This is a genomic window from Nocardioides glacieisoli (assembly GCF_004137245.1).
Lineage (GTDB): Bacteria > Actinomycetota > Actinomycetes > Propionibacteriales > Nocardioidaceae > Nocardioides > Nocardioides glacieisoli.
The window spans coordinates 162,172-180,929 of record NZ_SDWS01000006.1 but is presented as its reverse complement, the minus strand read 5'-3'; the positions used below and the strand labels follow the sequence as shown (position 1 = coordinate 180,929).

The following is an 18,758-nucleotide window of genomic DNA, read 5'->3' as shown; positions in this document are numbered from 1 at the left end:
GTGGTTGGGCGTCATCGAGGAGTACCGCGAGCTGCTCGACCTCCCGGAGGGCCTGGTCGCGGTCACCCTCCGCGAGGGCGGCACCCCGCTCGTGCACTCCGAGTGGCTCTCCGGCCTCACCGGCGGCGAGGTCTGGCTGAAGGTCGAGGCCAACAACCCGACCGGCTCGTTCAAGGACCGCGGCATGACCGCGGCCATCTCGGTCGCCAAGCACGAGGGCGCCGAGGCCGTCGTCTGCGCGTCGACCGGCAACACGTCGGCCTCGATGGCGGCCTACGCCGCGAAGGCGGGCCTCCAGCCGTTGGTGCTGATCCCGGAGGGCAAGATCGCTGCCGGCAAGATGGCGCAGGCCGTCGTGCACGGCGCCCGGATCATCATGGTCCGCGGCAACTTCGACCACTGCCTCGACCTCGCCCGCGGCCTGGCCCGCGACTACCCGGTGGCGCTGGTCAACTCGGTCAACCCGGTCCGCCTCCAGGGCCAGAAGACCGCGTCCTTCGAGGTGTGCGACTTCCTCGGTGACGCCCCCGACTACCACCTCCTGCCCGTGGGCAACGCCGGCAACATCGCCGCCTACTGGCTCGGCTACCAGCAGTACGCCGAGCTCGGCCGCGCGTCGCGGCTACCGGTGATGCGCGGCTTCCAGGCCGAGGGCGCGGCGCCCCTCGTGACGGGGGAGCCGTTCCCCGACCCCGAGACCAAGGCCACCGCGATCCGCGTCGGCAACCCGGCGTCGTGGCACCTGGCCGAGATGGCTGCGAAGGAGTCCGAGGGTCGGTTCGCCGCGCTCAGCGACGCGCAGATCCTCGCCGCGCAGGCCGAGCTGGCCCGTCGCGACGGCGTCTTCGTCGAGCCCGCGTCGGCCGCCGGCGTGGCCGGGATGCTGGCCGAGCTGGCGTCGGGCGAGTCCTACGCCGGTAAGTCCGTCGTCATCACCGTGACCGGACACGGGCTCAAGGACACCGCGACCGCGCTCGAGAGCCACTCCGACATCGTCGACACGGTCGTCGACGCCGACGTGCACGCCGCGGCCGCCGCCGCCGGGCTCGCCTGATGCCCCAGTTCATCGACGGGCCGGTGCGGGTCACCGTCCCGGCGACGTCGGCCAACCTCGGCCCCGGCTTCGACTCGCTCGGCCTCGCGCTGTCGCTGCGCGACGAGCTCGAGGCGGAGGTGCTGCCCGAGGGCCTGGTCGTGGAGGTCGAGGGAGCCGGCGCTGACGACGTACCTCGCGACGAGTCGCACCTCGTCGTCCGCTCGATGCGGGCGGCGTTCGCGCTGATGGGGGAGCAGCCCCCGGGCCTGCGGTTGTCGTGCCGCAACGTGATCCCGCACGCGCGAGGCCTCGGCTCGTCGTCGGCGGCGATCGTCGCCGGGGTCGTGCTCGCCCGAGCGCTGGTCGCGGGTGGCCAGCTGCTCGCCTCCGACGAGGCCCTCCTCGACCTCGCCGCCGACCTCGAGGGCCACCCCGACAACGTGGCACCCGCCTTCCTCGGCGGCTTCGTCATCTCCGGGCGTGAGGACGACCGGTGGTACGCCGTCGGCGCCGGCGTCGACCCGCGGATCACCGCGGTCGCCTTCGTGCCGCCGACCGGCGTGGAGACGAAGGTCGCCCGCGGGCTGCTGCCCGAGACGGTCCCGCACGCGGATGCCGCGGCCAACTCCGGGCGCACCGCGCTGCTCGTCGCGGCCCTGGGCGGGCAGCCCGAGCACCTGCTCGCCGCGACCCGCGACTGGCTGCACCAGGAGCAGCGCGAGCCCGCCATGCCGGAGACGCTCGCGCTGGTCCACCGGCTCCGCGCGGACGGCGTACCGGCTGTCGTGTCGGGTGCGGGACCGACGGTGCTGGCCTTCGTGGCCACCGGCACCGACCTGGCCGACCGCTGTCCCGACGGCTGGGCGCGCCACGACCTGACGATCGAGTCCGACGGTGCCGTGCTGCTAGCCTGAGCGTGCGCCGTTCGGCGTACCCGCCCGACCCGGTCCATCTGACTGCGTGTCCGGGCGACCACCATCCGCCCCGCGGGCCTTCCCGGCCGTGTGAGGGCGACGCAACGTGCGAAGGACCCACGTGACCGAGACCCCCTCTGTCGAGACTGCCGAGACCGCTGCGGCGAAGAAGCCGGCCAAGAAGGCTGCCGCCAAGTCGGGTGGCCTCAACTCGATGCTGCTCGCCGACCTCAAGTCCATGGCCGTCGGCCTGGGCATCTCCGGCGCCGGCTCGATGAAGAAGGCCCAGCTCGTCGACGCCATCAAGGCCGCAGGTACGCCGAAGGCGGAGTCGCCCAGGGCCGAGGCGCCCCGGGCCGAGGCACCGCAGGAGGCGGCTCAGGAAGCACCGCGTGCCGACCCGGCGGCCGACGAGCCCGCTCCCCAGACGACCGTGCGCACGCGCACCCGCAAGCAGCGCCAGGTCGAGCAGGCCGAGAAGCAGGAGTCGCGCCAGGAGCAGAAGCAGGACTCGCGGCAGGACGAGCAGCCGCGGCAGGCCAAGCAGAAGCAGCAGTCCGACCGGCAGGACGAGCAGGCCGACCGGCAGCAGGACAAGCAGCAGGACACCCAGAACGAGCAGAAGCGGGACAAGCAGGACCGGCAGGACAAGCAGGACCGGCAGGACAAGCAGGACCGGCAGAACGAGCCGAAGCAGGGCCAGAAGCAGGGCCAGGGCAAGCAGCAGAACCAGCAGGCCCAGCAGCAGGCGCAGCACGCCCAGCAGCAGCAGGCCCAGCAGCAGAACCAGCAGAACCAGCAGCAGGACGACGACGAGGACGGCGAGGGCGGCAGCCGCCGCAACCGTCGACGCCGCGGTCGCGACCGCACCACGGTGCGTGCGGGCGGCGGCGGGCGCAACGAGCCCGACACCACGATCCTCGAGGACGACGTCCTGGTGCCGGCCGCGGGCATCCTCGACGTGCTCGACAACTGCGCGTTCGTGCGCACGTCGGGCTACCTCCCCGGCCCCGAGGACGTCTACCTCTCGCTGTCGATGGTGCGGAAGTACCACCTCCGCCGCGGTGACGCGGTCGTCGGTCAGGTGCGCCAGCCGCGCGAGGGGGAGCGTCGGGAGAAGTTCAACCCGATGGTCCGCATCGACAGCATCAACGGCACCGAGGCCGAGGGCGCCAAGGAGCGTCCCGACTTCGCCGACTCGGTCCCGGTGCACCCGCACCAGCGCCTGCGGCTCGCCACCGACGAGACCAACGTGATCGGCAAGGTGGTCGACATCGCCGCGCCGATCGGCAAGGGCCAGCGTGGCCTCCTGCTCACCCCGCCGCGCACGGGCACCACGACCCTGCTGCGATCGATCGCCCAGTCGGTGACCACGAACAACCCCGAGTGCCACGTCATGGTGGTGCTGGTCGACACGCGCCCGGAGGAGGTCACCGACTACCAGCGCGCCGTCAAGGGCGAGGTCGTCGCGTCGACCTTCGATCGGCAGCCGGGCGACCACACCCTCGTCGCCGAGCTGGCCATCGAGCGGGCCAAGCGGCTCGTCGAGCTCGGCCACGACGTCGTCGTGCTGCTCGACTCCCTGACCCGCCTGGGCCGCGCCTACAACCTCGCGGCCCCCGCGAACGGTCGCGTGCTGGGTGGACTGGTGGACGCCTCGGCGGTGCACCCGACCAAGGAGTTCTTCGGCGCGGCCCGCAAGATCGAGGACGCCGGCTCGCTGACGATCCTCGCGACCGTCAGCGTGGGCACCGGCTCGGCCACCGACGAGTTCTTCCTCGAGGAGCTGGCGGGCACCGCCAACCTCGAGCTGGTGCTCAGCGCGGACCGCGCGGCGAAGGGAATCGTGCCCGCAGTCGACGTCGCAGCGTCGGGCACCCGCCACGAGGAGAAGCTGCTCGCGCCGGCCGAGGGAGCGGTCGTCGGTGACCTGCGCAAGCAGCTCGCCGCCGCCGAGACCCCGGCCGCCGTCGGCAAGGTCATCGGCCACCGCTGAGGCCACCGCTGAGGCCCCGGCTGGGCCGGGAATGGCTGGATTGGCGCCGCTGTTGAGAGCGGTGGCACACTTGTGCGTCGGTTCCGGTTCACGTCACCAGCGATCCACGCGGACGACCCGGAGCAACTGAGAGGACACCATGAAGAAGGACACGCACCCCGACTACGTCGAGACCGCCGTCACCTGCACCTGCGGCGCGTCGTTCACCACCCGCAGCACCGCGACCTCCGGCTCGATCCACGCCGATGTCTGCTCGCAGTGCCACCCGTTCTACACCGGCAAGCAGAAGATCCTCGACACCGGCGGCCGCGTCGCCCGGTTCGAGTCCCGCTACGGCAAGAAGGCTGCTGCACAGCCCGAGACGGCTGACAGCAAGTAGTCCACGTCAGGCGCCGGTCGCCCGCTCTGTGCGGGTGGCCGGCGCCTTGTCGTCTGTCCACCCACCAGCAGCAGGAGGAGCGCCGTGTTCGAGGCCGTCGAGGGCATGCGCCAGGAGCATGCCGAGCTCGAGGGTCGCCTCGCGCTCCCCGAGACCCACGCCGACCAGCGCCTCGCCAAGCAGCTCAACCAGCGCTACGCCGAGCTGACGGCGGTCGTGACGACCTGGGAGGACTGGCTCCAGCTGGGCGACGACATCGAGGCCGCGCGCGAGCTCGCCTCCGAGGACCCGGCCTTCGCGCAGGAGGCCGACGAGCTCGCCGTACGTCGCGAGGTGGCGAGCGAGCGGTTGCGCCGGCTCCTGGTGCCCCGCGACGCCGCCGACGGCAAGGACGCGCTGCTCGAGATCAAGTCCGGCGAGGGCGGTGAGGAGTCGGCGCTGTTCGCCGGCGACCTGCTCCGGATGTACTCCCGCTACGCCGAGTCGCGCGGGTGGAGCGTCGAGCTGCTCGACTCCGCGGAGTCCGACCTGGGCGGCTTCAAGTCGGTCACCGCCGCGGTCAAGGCGAAGGGCACGGTCGAGCCGGGCCAGGCGCCGTACGCCCTGCTGAAGTTCGAGGGCGGCGTCCACCGCGTGCAGCGGGTGCCGGTCACCGAGTCCCAGGGGCGCGTGCACACGTCCGCCGCGGGCGTCCTGGTCATGCCCGATGCCGAGCACGTCGACGTCGAGATCAACGACAACGACCTGCGGATCGACGTCTACCGCTCGAGCGGTCCCGGCGGCCAGAGCGTCAACACGACCGACTCGGCCGTCCGGATCACGCACGTGCCGACCGGCATCGTGGCGAGCTGCCAGAACGAGAAGAGCCAGCTGCAGAACAAGGAGTCCGCGATGCGCATCCTGCGCGCCCGGCTCCTGCAGGTCGCCCAGGACGCCCGCGACGCCGAGGCGAGCGAGGCACGCCGCTCGCAGGTGCGCACGGTGGACCGCTCCGAGCGCATCCGCACCTACAACTACCCGGAGAACCGGATCTCCGACCACCGCACCGGCTACAAGTCCTACAACCTCGACCAGGTGCTCGACGGCGACCTGCAGCCCGTGCTCGACTCGTGCGTCGAGACCGACATGGCCGCCCGGCTGGCAGAGCTGGAGTCCTGAGTGCGGGCGAGCACCGCGCGGCGCGACGCTGCGGCTCGGCTGCGCGACGCCGGCGTCGCCTCGCCCGAGCGCGACGCCGACCTGCTGCTGGCCCACGTCCTCGACGTCGCCCTCGGTCGGCTGCCGCTCGTCGACGACCTCGGGAGCCCTGAGCAGGAGGCGTACGACGCCCTCGTGGCGCGTCGCGCTGCCCGCGAGCCGCTCCAGCACCTGACCGGCACCGCTGCGTTCCGCCACGTCGAGCTGGCCGTCGGGCCGGGCGTCTTCGTGCCACGCCCCGAGACCGAGCTGCTGGCCGGCTGGGCGATCGACCACCTCCTCACGCTCGAGCGACCCGTGGTCGTCGACCTCTGCACCGGCTCCGGCGCCATCGCGCGAGCGATCGCCGACGAGGTCCCGGGTGCCGACGTCCACGCCGTCGAGCTCGACGAGGGTGCCCTGGCGTGGGCCGAGCGCAACCTCGCCGGCACCGGTGTCGACCTGCGCCACGGCGACCTCGCCACCGCCTTCGACGACCTGCTCAGCACCGTCGACGTGGTCGTCTGCAACCCGCCCTACATCCCGCTCGAGGCCTGGGAGTCCGTCGCCGCCGAGGCGCGCGACCACGACCCCCACCTCGCCCTCTTCTCCGGCCAGGACGGGCTCGACGCGATCCGTGTGCTCGAGCGCCGTGCCGCGCAGCTGCTGCGGCCCGGGGGAGTGGTGGGTGCCGAGCACGCCGACGTGCAGGGGGAGTCCGCTCCCGGCGTCTTCACCGCCACGGCCCGTTGGACCGACGTGACCGACCACCGCGACCTCGCGGGTCGGCCGCGCTACGTGACCGCACGACTGGCACGATGAGCAGCGTGGACAGGTTCGACACCTCGACCGACGAGGAGCGCGAGGCGGCGGTGACCGCCGCTGCCGGTGCCGTACGCCGCGGCGACCTCGTCGTCATCCCCACCGACACCGTCTACGGCATCGCCGCCGACGCCTTCAACCACCAGGCGGTGCAGCGCCTGCTGGACGCCAAGGGCCGGGGGCGCGACATGCCCCCGCCGGTGCTGGTCTCCGCCGCCACGACGCTCGACGCGCTCGCCGAGGGCGTGCCCCCGTGGGCACGGACCCTGGTCGAGACGTTCTGGCCCGGCCCGCTGACGCTCGTGTGCCACCAGCAGGCCTCCCTCGTGTGGGACCTGGGCGAGACGCGCGGCACGGTCGCCGTACGCATGCCCGACGACGAGGTCGCCCTCGCCGTCCTGGAGCGCACGGGTCCGCTCGCCGTCTCCTCGGCCAACCTCACCGGGCGGCCCGCCGCCACCGACGCCGACGCGGCGGAGGAGATGCTCGCCGACGCCGTCGCGGTGATCGTCGACGGCGGCGCCTCGCCGGGCGGCGAGGCGTCCACGATCGTCGACGTCACGATCCCCGAGGGCCGGGTCCTCCGCCTCGGGGCACTCTCGCTCGATCAGCTCAACGCCGCGATCGAGGAGCACGGGGTCGTGCTCACGGACGAGGGCTGACGGTGCGGGAGTACCTCCTCGTCTTCCTGGTCTCCCTGTCGGTGACCTACCTCCTCACGGTCGTGGCCCGCGAGATCGCCCTGCGCACCGGGGCCGTCGCGGCCGTGCGCGACCGCGACGTGCACGCCGTCCCGATCCCCTACCTCGGCGGGCTGGCGATGCTGGGCGGCCTCGTCGCGGCCTACGCCGTCGCCCGCGAGCTGCCGTTCCTCTCCACCAGCGACGACTTCGTCTTCCGCGACGCCGGCATCGTCCTCGGCGCAGGTGCCCTGGTCTGCGCCGTCGGTGTCCTCGACGACATCTTCGAGCTGGACGCGCTCACCAAGCTCGGCGGCCAGGTGCTCGCCGCGTCCCTGCTGGTCGCGCTGGGGGTGCGCTTCTACTACTTCCCCAGCCCCGACGGCACCCAGATCGCCCTCGGTGACGCCCAGGGGGCGATCATCACGCTGGTCGTGGTCATCGGAACGATGAACGCGGTCAACTTCGTCGACGGCCTCGACGGGCTGGCGGCCGGCGTGGTGGGCATCGGCGCCGCCGCGTTCTTCCTCTACTGCTACCAGCTCTCCGACACCAACAACCTCACGCTGGCCACGACGGGCGCCCTGCTCAGCGCCGCCCTCGCCGGCGCCTGCGCGGGCTTCCTTCCCCACAACTTCCACCCGGCCCGTCTCTTCATGGGCGACTCCGGGTCGATGCTCATCGGCCTCGTGCTGTCGGCCAGCGCGCTGACCCTGACGGGCCAGTTCTTCGGGATGCCCACGTCGGCGGGCAACAGCCTCTTCGTGACCGTGCTCCCGGTGCTGCTGCCGATCTCGCTCCTGATGGTGCCGATCGTCGACATGATCCTCGCGATCGTACGACGCACGCGCGCCGGCCGATCCCCGATGAGCGCCGACAAGCAGCACCTCCACCACCGCCTGCTCGAGATCGGCCACTCCCAGCGGCGCGCGGTCCTGATCATGTGGATGTGGGCGTTCACGCTCGCCTCGGGTGCCGTGATCGTGAGCCTCTACGAGGGGTCGTGGGTCTGGTGGAGCCTGGGCTCGATGCTCGCCCTGACCATCGTGCTGACGTTCGTCCTGCCCCGGGTGCAGCGTCCGCGCAAGACCGGGCTGGGCAACACCGGACTGCCCGAGAACGCGGAGGTCGAGGGCTGGTCCGAGGACGACGAGGACCCGCTGCTGGAGCCCATGGAGGAACCGGACGACCGCACGGTGCGGGGCTTCCCGGGGGCCTGAGCGGGGGCGTCCGCAGCCCCGGTTGGAGGCGGGCGAGGACTTTGTGATAGTTTTCACGAGCGATCCCAAGCCGATGACCGACAGCAGACAGGCCACCGACATGACGACCGAGGGCAGCGTGACCATCCGCCGCAACAGCCTCGCGCGCGGTCTGCGGATCGTGGTCCGTGCAGGCGCGCTGACGGTCCTCGCCGGTGCGGCCGCGACGGTCGTCGCCGCTCTCGTCCACGGCCCGACCGCGGCCGGTGCGGCCGCCGTGGGAGCCGGGCTGGTCGCCCTCGTGGTCTCCTTCGGCACCCTGTCGATGCACGTCGTCGCCAGCGCGATGCCGACCGCCTCGCTCCTGGTCGCCCTCCTCACCTATGTGACGCAGCTGGCGATCGTGCTCATGGTGTTCCTCGCCATCACGCGCGGCGACCTGTTCTCCTCCACCCAGGAGCGGGCGTGGTTGGCGGGCTCGATGGTGCTCGCGACGCTCGTCTGGACGGTGTCCCACCTGGTCCTCACCGCGCGTGAGCGAGTGCCCTACTTCGACCTCCCGACCGGGGGTGAAGCATGAGCGCGACGACTGCTAACGTTCGGGACGCGATGGCCGGTTCCAGTGCCTCTTCCCCCCAACCGCGCAGCAGCAGTGCCCCCAGCTACCTGGTGGCGGGTGTGCTGTTCTACGGCGCGGTCGGCTGGCTCCTGGACCGATGGCTGGGCACGCGCTACCTGGCGCCGGTGGGCATCCTGCTGGGCGCCGGTCTCGGCACCTACATGATGATCCTGTACATGAACCGGCTCACGTCGGACGAGCAGAGCACCACCCGGACTGACAACACGAGCGACGAGGAGTCGGAGTGAGCATCACCCAGCCTGTGGCGGCAGAGGGCGGATCGGGCTTCCAGGCCCCCGGCCCGGGAAGCTTCGAGCTGCCTCCGATCTTCGGCGACGTCACCAAGCCGATGGTCCTGCTGGCGTTCTCGGCCGTGCTGGTGTTCGGCTTCTTCTACGCCGCCTCGCGCAACGCCTCGCTGGTCCCGAACCGCCTCCAGTTCGCCGGCGAGATGGTCTACGGCTTCGTCCGCAACAACATGGCGCGCGACAACATCGGCTCCGAGCACTACATGAAGTTCGTGCCCTACCTCTTCACGCTCTTCACCTTCATCCTGGTGAACAACTACTACGGCGTGATCCCGTTCCTGCAGTTCCCGAGCTTCTCGCGCATCGGCTTCATCGTCCCGCTGGCCCTGCTGAGCTGGGGCATCTACGTCGGGGCCGGCGTCTGGAAGCACGGGCCGCTGGGCTACCTCAAGCACGCGACCATGCCGGGCGGCGTCAAGGGCCCGATCCTGCTGCTGCTGGTCCCGCTGGAGTTCTTCTCCAACATCATCATCCGGCCGGTCACGCTGACGCTGCGTCTGTTCGGCAACATGTTCGCCGGCCACCTGCTCCTGATCCTGTTCGCCACCGGTGGAGCCGCGCTCCTCGCGAGCGGCAACATCCTCTACGGCGCCGTCGGCGTGCTGTCCTTCGGGCTCGGCATCGGCGTCAGCTTCCTCGAGATGCTGGTCATGTTCCTCCAGGCCTACGTCTTCACGCTCCTGAGCTCGATGTACATCGGCGAAGCCCTCGCCGACGAGCACTGATCCGCACCACCCCACAAGTTTCGCCAAACAGCGGCGCGAGAGACGCGTCGCCGACGAAAGGAAAAGCCGTGGAAGGCTCCATCAACCTGGTCGGTCTCGGCCTGTCCGCCATCGGTCCCGGTGTCGGTATCGGCCTGATCTTCGCTGCGTTCATCTCCGGTGTCGCGCGCCAGCCCGAGGCCCAGAGCCGTCTGCAGTCGATCGCCATTCTTGGCTTCGTTCTCGCCGAGGCGCTCTTCATCATCACCGTCGCGCTCGCGTTCGTCCTGCCACTCTGACGACCGTCGCACCCAGCTCTAGACCGTAGGAGTTCGACTCATGGACCACATCGTCCTGGCGGCGGCGGAGGGCGAGACCCACAGCCCGGTGCTGCCGGTCTGGTCAGAGGTCATCCTCGCGCTGATCGTGTTCGCGATCCTCTTCGTGCTGTTGCGCAAGTTCGTCGTGCCCAACTTCGAGAAGACCTTCGCCGAGCGCACCCAAGCGATCGAGGGTGGGCTCAGCGCTGCCGAGTCCAAGCAGGCCGAGGCCGACGCCAAGCTCGCCGAGCTCGAGAAGCAGCTCGCCGACGCCCGGCACGAGGCCGCGCGCATCCGCGAGGAGGCACGCGAGCAGGGTGCGGCGATCGTGGCCGAGATGCGGGAGTCGGCGCAGGCCGAGTCCAGCCGCATCGTCGAGCACGGCAAGGCCCAGATCGAGGCCGAGCGCCAGCAGGCGGTCACCTCGCTCCGGGCCGAGGTCGGGGCCCTGGCGACCGGCCTGGCCGGACGCATCGTCGGCGAGAGCCTCGAGGACGACGCTCGCCAGAGCCGCGTCGTCGAGCGCTTTCTCGCTGACCTGGAGGCGTCCAACGGCACGACCTCGGGGAGCGTCAACTGATGATGCGAGGTGCGTCCGCAGACGCCTACGCCGCGGCCGCCGCTGTCCTCCCGGGCACCGGCGACCTGGGCCGGGTGGGCCAGGACCTGTTCGGGACGGCGGACCTCCTCCGCTCCGAGCCCGGTCTGCGCCGCGTCGCGTCCGATGCAGCACTGCGCGGGGAGGCCAAGGGCGACCTGCTCCGCGGCGTCCTGGGCGACAAGATCTCCTCGGAGGCCATGGACGTCGTCGCCACGGCGGTCGCGCAGCGGTGGACCTACGGGCGCGACCTGAGCGACGCGCTCGAGCAGCTCGGCGTGGTCGCCACGGTGCGCTCCGCCGGGAGCGACGCCACCCGCCTCGAGGACGAGGTCTTCGCGGTGGGGCGGCTCGTGCAGGCCAACCCGGAGCTGCGCGACGCGCTCTCCGACCCGGCCCGCAGCCGTGCCGACAAGACGGCGCTGGTCGCCGGCCTGCTCGGCGACAAGGTCCTGCCCGCCACGGTGTCCCTCGTGCAGCAGTCGCTGTCCGGCAGTCACCGGACGGTCGCGGTGGCACTCGCGGCCTACCAGAAGGTGGCGGCCGAGGTCCGCGGCGAGGGAGTGGCGACGGTCCGCGTCGCGCGCCCGCTCGCCGATGCCGAACGTGACCGGCTGGCGGCTGCGCTCGCGCGCAGCTACGGCCGCGACGTGCACCTCAATGTCATCGTGGACCCCGAGGTCATCGGCGGCATCCGCGTCGAGATCGGTGACGACGTCATCGACGGGACGGTCGCCAGCCGCCTCGACGATGCCGGTCGCCGGCTCGCCGGCTGACGCCCCACACATCCAAGAACTTCTCCAGCAGACCCAGAGAACAGGTGAATGAAATGACGGAGCTGTCCATCCGTCCGGACGAGATCCGGGACGCGCTTCAGCGCTTCGTGTCGGACTACGAGCCCGACTCGGCGGCCAAGGAAGAGGTCGGCACGGTCGCGGAGGCTGCCGACGGCATCGCCCGCGTCAGCGGCCTGCCCTCGGTCATGGCCAACGAGCTGCTCGAGTTCGAGGACGGCACGCTCGGCATCGCGCTGAACCTCGACACCCGCGAGGTCGGTGTCGTGGTCCTGGGTGACTTCGACAAGATCGAGGAGGGCCAGACCGTGCGTCGCACGGGCGAGATCCTCTCGGTCCCCGTCGGTGACGGCTACCTCGGCCGCGTGGTCGACCCGCTCGGCACCGCGATCGACGGTCTCGGTGAGATCGCCGGCCTCGAGAGCCGCCGCGCGCTGGAGCTCCAGGCTCCCGGCGTGATGGTGCGCAAGTCGGTGCACGAGCCGCTCGCCACCGGCATCAAGGCGATCGACGCCCTGACGCCCATCGGCCGCGGCCAGCGCCAGCTGATCATCGGTGACCGCTCGACCGGCAAGACCACGATCGCCATCGACACGATCATCAACCAGAAGGCCAACTGGGAGTCCGGCGACCCGGACAAGCAGGTGCGCTGCATCTACGTCGCCATCGGCCAGAAGGGCTCGACCATCGCCGCCGTGCGTGGCGCCCTCGAGGAGGCCGGCGCGCTGGAGTACACCACCATCGTCGCCTCCCCGGCGTCCGACTCCGCGGGCTTCAAGTACCTCGCCCCCTACACCGGCTCGGCCATCGGCCAGCACTGGATGTACGACGGCAAGCACGTCCTCATCGTGTTCGACGACCTCACCAAGCAGGCCGAGGCCTACCGCGCCGTGTCGCTGCTGCTGCGTCGTCCGCCGGGCCGCGAGGCCTACCCCGGTGACGTCTTCTACCTGCACAGCCGGCTCCTCGAGCGCTGCGCGAAGCTCTCCGACGAGATGGGCAAGGGCTCGATGACGGGCCTGCCGATCATCGAGACCAAGGCCAACGACGTCTCGGCGTTCATCCCGACCAACGTCATCTCGATCACCGACGGTCAGATCTTCCTGCAGTCGGACCTGTTCGCGGCCAACCAGCGCCCGGCGATCGACGTGGGTGTCTCGGTCTCGCGCGTGGGTGGCTCGGCGATGACGAAGGCGATGAAGACCGTCACGGGCTCGCTCAAGGTCGACCTGGCGCAGTTCCGCGCCATGGAGGCCTTCGCGATGTTCGCCTCCGACCTCGACGCCGCCTCGCGCCAGCAGCTCGACCGCGGCCAGCGCCTGATGGCACTGCTCAAGCAGCCGCAGTACTCGCCGTACCCGGTCGAGGAGATGACCGTCTCCCTGTGGACCGGCACGTCGGGCCGTCTCGACAGGGTCCCGACCGACGACGTCCTGCGCTTCGAGAACGAGTTCCTCGACTACCTGCGGCGCAGCCACGAGGGCATCCTCGCGGGCATCCGCGAGACCTCGAAGTTCGAGGACTCGACCGAGGACCAGCTCGCGTCCGCCTACGACTCCTTCCTCGACCAGTTCGAGACCTCCGACGGCCAGAGCGTCAAGGCCGGCAAGGAAGAGCACGTCGCCCTCGAGGACGAGGACGTCGAGCAGGAGCAGATCGTCAAGCAGAAGCGGGGCTGACCCATGGCTCTCTCGGTACGCGAGTACCGCGCGCGGATCAAGTCGACGGAGTCGATGAAGAAGATCACGCGTGCCATGGAGCTCATCGCTGCGTCCCGGATCATCAAGGCGCAGCAGCGGGCCCAGGCCGCAGCGCCGTACGCCCGTGAGCTGACCCGCGCGGTGTCGGCCGTGGCGACGTTCTCCAACGTCGACCACGCGCTGACCCTCGAGCCGGAGGACCCCAAGCGGGCGGCGATCCTGATCGTCACCTCCGACCGCGGTCTGGCCGGTGCCTACTCCTCGAGCGTGCTCAAGGAGGCCGAGCGTCTCATCGAGAAGCTCAAGGGCGAGGGCAAGGACGTCGACATCTACATCTCGGCGCGCAAGGGCGAGGCCTACTTCAAGTTCCGCCAGCGCGCCATCGCGCGGGCGTGGACAGGCCACTCCGACCAGCCGACCTACGACGTGGCGGCCGAGATCGGCGCCACGCTCATCGAGACCTTCCTCGACGAGGAGGGCGCCGACGAGGTGCACGTGGTCTACACGCGCTTCCGGTCGATGCTGAGCCAGGAGCCCACCGCCGTACGCCTCCTTCCGCTGGAGGTCGTGGAGGGCACCGAGGCGCCGGAGAAGGACGACCTGCTGCCGCTCTACGAGTTCGAGCCCTCGCCCAGCGACGTGCTCGACTCGTTGCTGCCGCGCTACGTCCAGAGCCGGATCTTCTTCGCCCTGCTGCAGGCGGCCGCCTCCGAGCTGGCCGCCCGCCAGAAGGCGATGAAGTCGGCCACCGACAACGCGGACGAGCTCATCAAGAAGTACAAGCGCATCGCCAACCAGGCTCGCCAGGCTGGCATCACACAGGAAATCAGCGAGATCGTCGGTGGCGTCAACGCGCTTGCCGACGCACAAGCCGGGAGTGAATGAGACATGACTGCCACCATCAACGAGTCCGCCGACACCACCACGGCCGGCGGCGTGGGCCGCATCGCCCGTGTCATCGGCCCGGTCGTGGACATCGAGTTCCCGTCCGACGCCATGCCCCCGCTCTACAACGCGCTGACGTGCGACTTCGAGCTGAGCGGCGAGACCCACTCGATCATCCTCGAGGTCGCCCAGCACATCGGTGACGGCATGGTCCGCGCCATCTCGATGAAGCCGACCGACGGCCTCGTGCGCGGCGGCCAGGTCATCGACACCGGTGCGTCGATCACCGTCCCCGTCGGCGACGCGACGCTCGGCAAGGTGTTCAACACCACCGGCGACGTGCTCAACCTCGCCGAGGGCGAGACCTTCGAGCCCGCCGAGCGCTGGGGCATCCACCGCAAGGCGCCGGCGTTCGACCAGCTGGAGTCCAAGACCCAGATGTTCGAGACCGGCATCAAGGTCATCGACCTGCTCACCCCCTACGTGCAGGGCGGCAAGATCGGCCTGTTCGGTGGTGCCGGCGTCGGCAAGACCGTGCTCATCCAGGAGATGATCGCGCGTGTCGCCAAGGACCACGGTGGTGTGTCGGTGTTCGCCGGTGTCGGCGAGCGCACCCGTGAGGGCAACGACCTCATCGTCGAGATGGAGGAGGCCGGCGTCCTCGGCCAGACCGCCCTCGTCTTCGGCCAGATGGACGAGCCGCCGGGCACGCGCCTGCGCGTCGCGCTGTCGGCCCTGACGATGGCGGAGTACTTCCGCGACGTGCAGAAGCAGGACGTGCTGCTCTTCATCGACAACATCTTCCGCTTCACGCAGGCCGGCTCCGAGGTCTCCACGCTGCTCGGCCGCATGCCGTCCGCGGTGGGCTACCAGCCCAACCTGGCCGACGAGATGGGTCAGCTGCAGGAGCGCATCACCTCCACGCGTGGTCACTCGATCACGTCGCTGCAGGCGATCTACGTCCCCGCCGACGACTACACCGACCCGGCCCCGGCCACGACGTTCGCCCACCTGGACGCGACGACCGAGCTGTCGCGCGAGATCGCCTCGCTCGGCATCTACCCGGCCGTGGACCCGCTGACGTCGACCTCGCGCATCCTCGACCCGCAGTACATCGGCGACGAGCACTACCGCTGCGCGGTGCGGGTCAAGCAGATCCTCCAGCGCAACAAGGAGCTCCAGGACATCATCGCGATCCTCGGTGTCGACGAGCTCTCGGAGGAGGACCGCGTGATCGTGTCGCGGGCCCGCCGCATCCAGCGCTTCCTGTCGCAGAACACCTACGTCGCCAAGCAGTTCACCGGCATCGAGGGTTCGACCGTCCCGGTGGCCGACACCATCGAGGCGTTCAACAAGATCGCCGACGGTGAGTACGACCACGTGGCCGAGCAGGCCTTCTTCATGTGCGGCGGTCTGGACGACGTCGAGCAGAAGTGGGCCGAGATCCAGAAGAGCCTCTGATGGCTGACCTGAAGACCGACAAGGTCCTCCAGGTCGAGCTGGTTGCTGCCGACCGGCTCGTCTGGTCGGGCCAGGCCACCATGGTCATCGCCCGCACGACCGAGGGCGACGTCGGCATCCTGCCCAACCACGCTCCTCTGCTGTCCTCGATCATCGAGGGTGTCGTGGACGTGCAGACGACCGACGGCGAGACCTGGATCGCGGCCGTCGACGCCGGCTTCCTGTCGGTGGCCGACAACCGCGTCTCGATCCTGTCGGAGCGGGCCGAGATGTCGCACGAGATCGACCTGGAGAAGGCACGCCAGGACCTCGAGCGGGCCCAGAGCTCGGGCGAGAACGACGACGCCGCCGCGGAGGCCGTACGCCGGGCCGAGGCACGCATCCGTGCCGCGGAGCGGGCTTCCTGACGAGCGTCTCCACGCGAGCGCTAGGGTGAGCGCACGAACCGTCTGGTTCGTGCGTTCATCTGTTTCGTGGGGTCGAGGGAGTCTGGATGCCGGCCTGGGAATGGGCGCTCGACATCGTCGGGGCCGTCCTCCTCCTTGCCCTGCTCTACGGCATCTCCCTGATCGTCCGCCGACGATTCCTCGCCCGCCACGGCGGCACCTTCGAGCTGAGCTATCGCGTGCGTTCCGAGCACCCCGGTCGCGGCTGGCTGCTCGGCATCGGGCGCTACTCCGGGCAGTCGCTCGAGTGGTTCCGGATCTTCTCGCTCTCGCCCCGCCCCAAGCGGGTGTGGGCGCGTGAGCTGCTCGAGTACTCCGGTCGCCGCGCACCCGCGGGCACGGAGGAGATGTCCCTCTACGACGGCCACGTCGTCGCCTCCTGCCACTACGGCGGCGAGGCCCTCGAGATCGCGATGAGCGAGGCCTCGCTCACGGGCTTCCAGTCCTGGCTGGAGTCCGGACCACCCGGCACCGACTGGAACCGACGCTGACCGGTGGCTCGCCTCAGGCGGGTTCGACGGCGGGGCCGGTCGAGTCGCCGATCCTGAGCTCGACGGGGAGCACGACGTCGTCAACGTCCTCGCCGTCGATGCGGCGGAGCACTGCGTCGGCGACGGCTCGCCCCTTGGCGGCCAGGGGCTGGACGACGGTCGTGAGCTCGACGTCGAGCCAGGGCGTGGCCACACCGTCGAACCCGGCGACACTGAGGTCGTCCGGCACCGCCAGACCGAGGCGCCGCGCCTCGATCACCACGGCGGCGGCCTGGACGTCGCTCTGGCACACGACCGCGGTGACGTCCGGGCCCGTGGCGAGGTAGGCCGCCACGAGGTCCTGGGCGGCCGCCAGGTCGCTGGCGCACGCCCCGATGACGTGGGCGTCGGGGAACACGTCGCGCACGCCTGCCTCGCGCTCGCGCTGCGGGTGGGAGGGCTCGAGGGTGAGGAGGGCGACCCGCCGGTGTCCGAGCTCGTGCAGGTGGGCCGCGAGCGCCGCGCACCCGGCCCGGTGGTCGATGTCGACGAAGGTCGTGCCGGGCCAGTCCGGTCCCTCGACGACGACCAGGGGCACCTCGCGCGCGGCGAGGTCGTCGTACGCCGCCCACGTCTCACGGCCGCAGATGTCGTAGATGACGGCGTCGAGGGGGAGCCGGGCGTGGTCGTCGCCCATCAGGAGCAGCCCGAGGCCCGCGGCGCCGAGCACCTCGGAGACCGCGTCGAGCATCGGCAGCGCAGCGGGGTCGCGGAACGCGGTGCTGAGCGGGCCGACCGCGATGCCGACGACGCCGCTGCGGCCCTGGCGCAGGTTGCGGGCGAGCGGGTTGGGGCCGGCGTAGCCGAGCCTCGCAGCCGCGGCCAGCACCCGGGCACGCGTCGCCTCGGACACCGGCTTGTTGCCCGAGAAGGACAGGGAGGCCGTGGACAGGGACACTCCGGCGGCCTCGGCGACGTCGGCCAGGGTCGGGCTGCGAGTTGATCCGGACACGGCACGGACGTTAGCATCGAATCGATTCGATCGAAACGATTCGCCACACGAACCCAGGAGAGCCGTGCCGGAGCTGACCGCCGCCCGCAACGCCGTCGGGATCACCTTCTTCCTCAACGGACTGGTGTTCTCCAGCTGGGTCTCGCGCATCCCCGAGGTGAGGTCGAGCTTCGACCTCACCAACGGCCAGCTGGGCCTGGTGCTGCTCGCGATCGCGCTCGGCTCGGTGCTCGCGCTGCCGACCACCGGCGCGACCATCGACCGCCTCGGCACCGTCCGGGTCGTCCGCATCGGCGCGGCCGCCGCGACCGTCGGGATGCTCGCCGCCGCCCTCGGCCTCGGGCACGTCCTCGCCCTCACCGTCGCCGGCCTCTTCGTCTACGGCCTCGGCATCGGTGTCTGGGACGTGGCGATGAACGTCGAGGGCGCCGAGGTCGAGCGCGGGCTCAACCGCACGATCATGCCGCGCTTCCACGCCGGATTCAGCGGCGGCACGGTCGTCGGTGCGCTGCTGGGCGTCCTGCTGATCGAGCTCGGCGTGCCCGCCGTCGCGCACCTGGTCGGCGTGGTGGTGCTGTCGATCGTGCTCGTCTGGCGCACCTCGCCGGCGTTCCTGCCGGTGCCCGAGCGCCACGAGGACGAGGAGCGTACGTCGGCGGCGCGGGCGTGGCTGGAGCCGCGCACGCTGCTCATCGGCGTGATGGTGCTCGCGCTCGCGATGACCGAGGGCACCGCCAACGACTGGCTCGCCGTCGCGCTCGTCGACGGCAAGGACGTCTCCCACGCGACCGGCGTCGCCGGCTTCGCGGTCTTCGTGCTCGCGATGACCGCCGGCCGGTTCGCCGGCACCGGCCTCATCGACCGCTTCGGCCGGGTCGTCGTGCTCTGGGGGACCATGGTGCTGGCCGGGGTCGGGGTGCTGCTGATCGTCTTCGCCGACAACCCCGTCCTGGTCGTCGTGGGCATCGTGCTGTGGGGCGTCGGCGCCTCGCTCGGCTTCCCGGTCGGGATGAGCGCCGCCGCCGACGACCCCCGGCGCGCGGCGTCACGGGTCAGTGTCGTCTCGACGATCGGCTACGCCGCCTTCCTGGCCGGTCCGCCGTTCCTCGGCTTCGTCGGCGACGAGGTCGGCACCCTCAAGGCGCTGCTCGTCGTCGCGGTGCTCCTGATGCCGGCGGCACTCGTCGTGCCGGCGGCCCGCGAGCAGAGGGCCGCGCCGATACGTCAGGAGTGACGGCT

At 70.9% G+C, this 18,758-nt stretch carries 21 protein-coding genes; 20 read left to right on the top strand and 1 reads right to left on the bottom strand.

The genetic code is table 11. From position 1 onward, the window contains the following. The first annotated feature begins 4 nt into the window (after positions 1 to 4). From thrC to EUA06_RS14225, 19 genes are all read left to right on the top strand, one after another. A complete protein-coding gene (gene thrC, locus EUA06_RS14315; protein ID WP_242498163.1) occupies positions 5 to 1,054 on the top strand; it encodes a threonine synthase in 1,050 nt (349 codons plus the stop codon). Then, a complete protein-coding gene (gene thrB / locus EUA06_RS14310) occupies positions 1,054 to 1,950 on the top strand; it encodes a homoserine kinase (RefSeq protein WP_129476959.1) in 897 nt (298 codons plus the stop codon). Before thrC ends, thrB begins: the two co-directional genes overlap by 1 nt. A gap of 121 nt (positions 1,951 to 2,071) precedes the next feature. Continuing rightward, a complete protein-coding gene (gene rho, locus EUA06_RS14305) occupies positions 2,072 to 3,946 on the top strand; it encodes a transcription termination factor Rho (protein WP_165354399.1) in 1,875 nt (624 codons plus the stop codon). 139 nt (positions 3,947 to 4,085) lie between these two features. Beyond that, positions 4,086 to 4,325, top strand: coding sequence for a 50S ribosomal protein L31 (gene rpmE / locus EUA06_RS14300; RefSeq protein ID WP_129476955.1), 240 nt, complete (start codon positions 4,086 to 4,088; stop codon positions 4,323 to 4,325). Between the two features lie 84 nt (positions 4,326 to 4,409). Further along, positions 4,410 to 5,483 (top strand): peptide chain release factor 1, encoded by a 1,074-nt coding sequence (gene prfA, locus EUA06_RS14295; RefSeq protein WP_129476953.1) that lies wholly within the window; start codon positions 4,410 to 4,412, stop codon positions 5,481 to 5,483. Beyond that, positions 5,484 to 6,323 carry a peptide chain release factor N(5)-glutamine methyltransferase gene (prmC, locus tag EUA06_RS14290; protein WP_129476951.1) on the top strand — a complete coding sequence of 280 codons (840 nt, stop codon included), beginning with the start codon at positions 5,484 to 5,486 and terminating at the stop codon, positions 6,321 to 6,323. It begins immediately after the preceding gene. Between the two features lie 5 nt (positions 6,324 to 6,328). Continuing rightward, positions 6,329 to 6,985, top strand: coding sequence for an L-threonylcarbamoyladenylate synthase (locus tag EUA06_RS14285; protein ID WP_422879758.1), 657 nt, complete (start codon positions 6,329 to 6,331; stop codon positions 6,983 to 6,985). Between the two features lie 2 nt (positions 6,986 to 6,987). After that, positions 6,988 to 8,223: a glycosyltransferase family 4 protein gene (locus EUA06_RS14280; protein ID WP_129476947.1), complete on the top strand. Its 1,236-nt coding sequence runs from the start codon at positions 6,988 to 6,990 to the stop codon at positions 8,221 to 8,223. Between the two features lie 73 nt (positions 8,224 to 8,296). After that, positions 8,297 to 8,782: a hypothetical protein gene (locus EUA06_RS14275; RefSeq protein WP_129476945.1), complete on the top strand. Its 486-nt coding sequence runs from the start codon at positions 8,297 to 8,299 to the stop codon at positions 8,780 to 8,782. Beyond that, complete coding sequence (locus EUA06_RS14270; RefSeq protein WP_242498162.1) at positions 8,779 to 9,069, top strand: AtpZ/AtpI family protein; 291 nt, start codon at positions 8,779 to 8,781, stop codon at positions 9,067 to 9,069. Before EUA06_RS14275 ends, EUA06_RS14270 begins: the two co-directional genes overlap by 4 nt. Then, positions 9,066 to 9,854, top strand: coding sequence for a F0F1 ATP synthase subunit A (gene atpB / locus EUA06_RS14265; protein ID WP_242498161.1), 789 nt, complete (start codon positions 9,066 to 9,068; stop codon positions 9,852 to 9,854). Before EUA06_RS14270 ends, atpB begins: the two co-directional genes overlap by 4 nt. Positions 9,855 to 9,922: 68 nt before the next feature. Further along, positions 9,923 to 10,132, top strand: coding sequence for an ATP synthase F0 subunit C (atpE, locus tag EUA06_RS14260; protein ID WP_030482691.1), 210 nt, complete (start codon positions 9,923 to 9,925; stop codon positions 10,130 to 10,132). Positions 10,133 to 10,172: 40 nt separating this feature from the next. Beyond that, complete coding sequence (locus EUA06_RS14255) at positions 10,173 to 10,733, top strand: F0F1 ATP synthase subunit B (RefSeq protein ID WP_129476943.1); 561 nt, start codon at positions 10,173 to 10,175, stop codon at positions 10,731 to 10,733. Then, complete coding sequence (locus EUA06_RS14250; protein ID WP_129476942.1) at positions 10,733 to 11,527, top strand: F0F1 ATP synthase subunit delta; 795 nt, start codon at positions 10,733 to 10,735, stop codon at positions 11,525 to 11,527. The genes EUA06_RS14255 and EUA06_RS14250 overlap by 1 nt, the downstream gene beginning before the upstream one ends. A gap of 53 nt (positions 11,528 to 11,580) precedes the next feature. Continuing rightward, a complete protein-coding gene (gene atpA / locus EUA06_RS14245; protein WP_129476941.1) occupies positions 11,581 to 13,224 on the top strand; it encodes a F0F1 ATP synthase subunit alpha in 1,644 nt (547 codons plus the stop codon). Between the two features lie 3 nt (positions 13,225 to 13,227). After that, positions 13,228 to 14,130 (top strand): F0F1 ATP synthase subunit gamma, encoded by a 903-nt coding sequence (locus tag EUA06_RS14240; protein WP_129476939.1) that lies wholly within the window; start codon positions 13,228 to 13,230, stop codon positions 14,128 to 14,130. Positions 14,131 to 14,133: 3 nt separating this feature from the next. Then, positions 14,134 to 15,591, top strand: a complete 1,458-nt coding sequence (gene atpD, locus EUA06_RS14235; protein ID WP_129476937.1) for a F0F1 ATP synthase subunit beta — start codon at positions 14,134 to 14,136, stop codon at positions 15,589 to 15,591. Further along, positions 15,591 to 15,998, top strand: coding sequence for a F0F1 ATP synthase subunit epsilon (locus EUA06_RS14230; RefSeq protein ID WP_129476935.1), 408 nt, complete (start codon positions 15,591 to 15,593; stop codon positions 15,996 to 15,998). The genes atpD and EUA06_RS14230 overlap by 1 nt, the downstream gene beginning before the upstream one ends. A gap of 86 nt (positions 15,999 to 16,084) precedes the next feature. Then, complete coding sequence (locus EUA06_RS14225; RefSeq protein WP_129476933.1) at positions 16,085 to 16,528, top strand: DUF2550 domain-containing protein; 444 nt, start codon at positions 16,085 to 16,087, stop codon at positions 16,526 to 16,528. Positions 16,529 to 16,541: 13 nt separating this feature from the next. On the opposite strand, the gene EUA06_RS14220 is transcribed toward EUA06_RS14225, so the two are convergent. Then, complete coding sequence (locus EUA06_RS14220; RefSeq protein WP_207208356.1) at positions 16,542 to 17,519, bottom strand: LacI family DNA-binding transcriptional regulator; 978 nt, start codon at positions 17,517 to 17,519, stop codon at positions 16,542 to 16,544. A 64-nt stretch (positions 17,520 to 17,583) separates the two neighbouring features. On the opposite strand from EUA06_RS14220, the gene EUA06_RS14215 reads away from it, so the two are divergent. Beyond that, complete coding sequence (locus EUA06_RS14215; protein ID WP_129476929.1) at positions 17,584 to 18,753, top strand: MFS transporter; 1,170 nt, start codon at positions 17,584 to 17,586, stop codon at positions 18,751 to 18,753. Positions 18,754 to 18,758 lie beyond the last annotated feature (5 nt).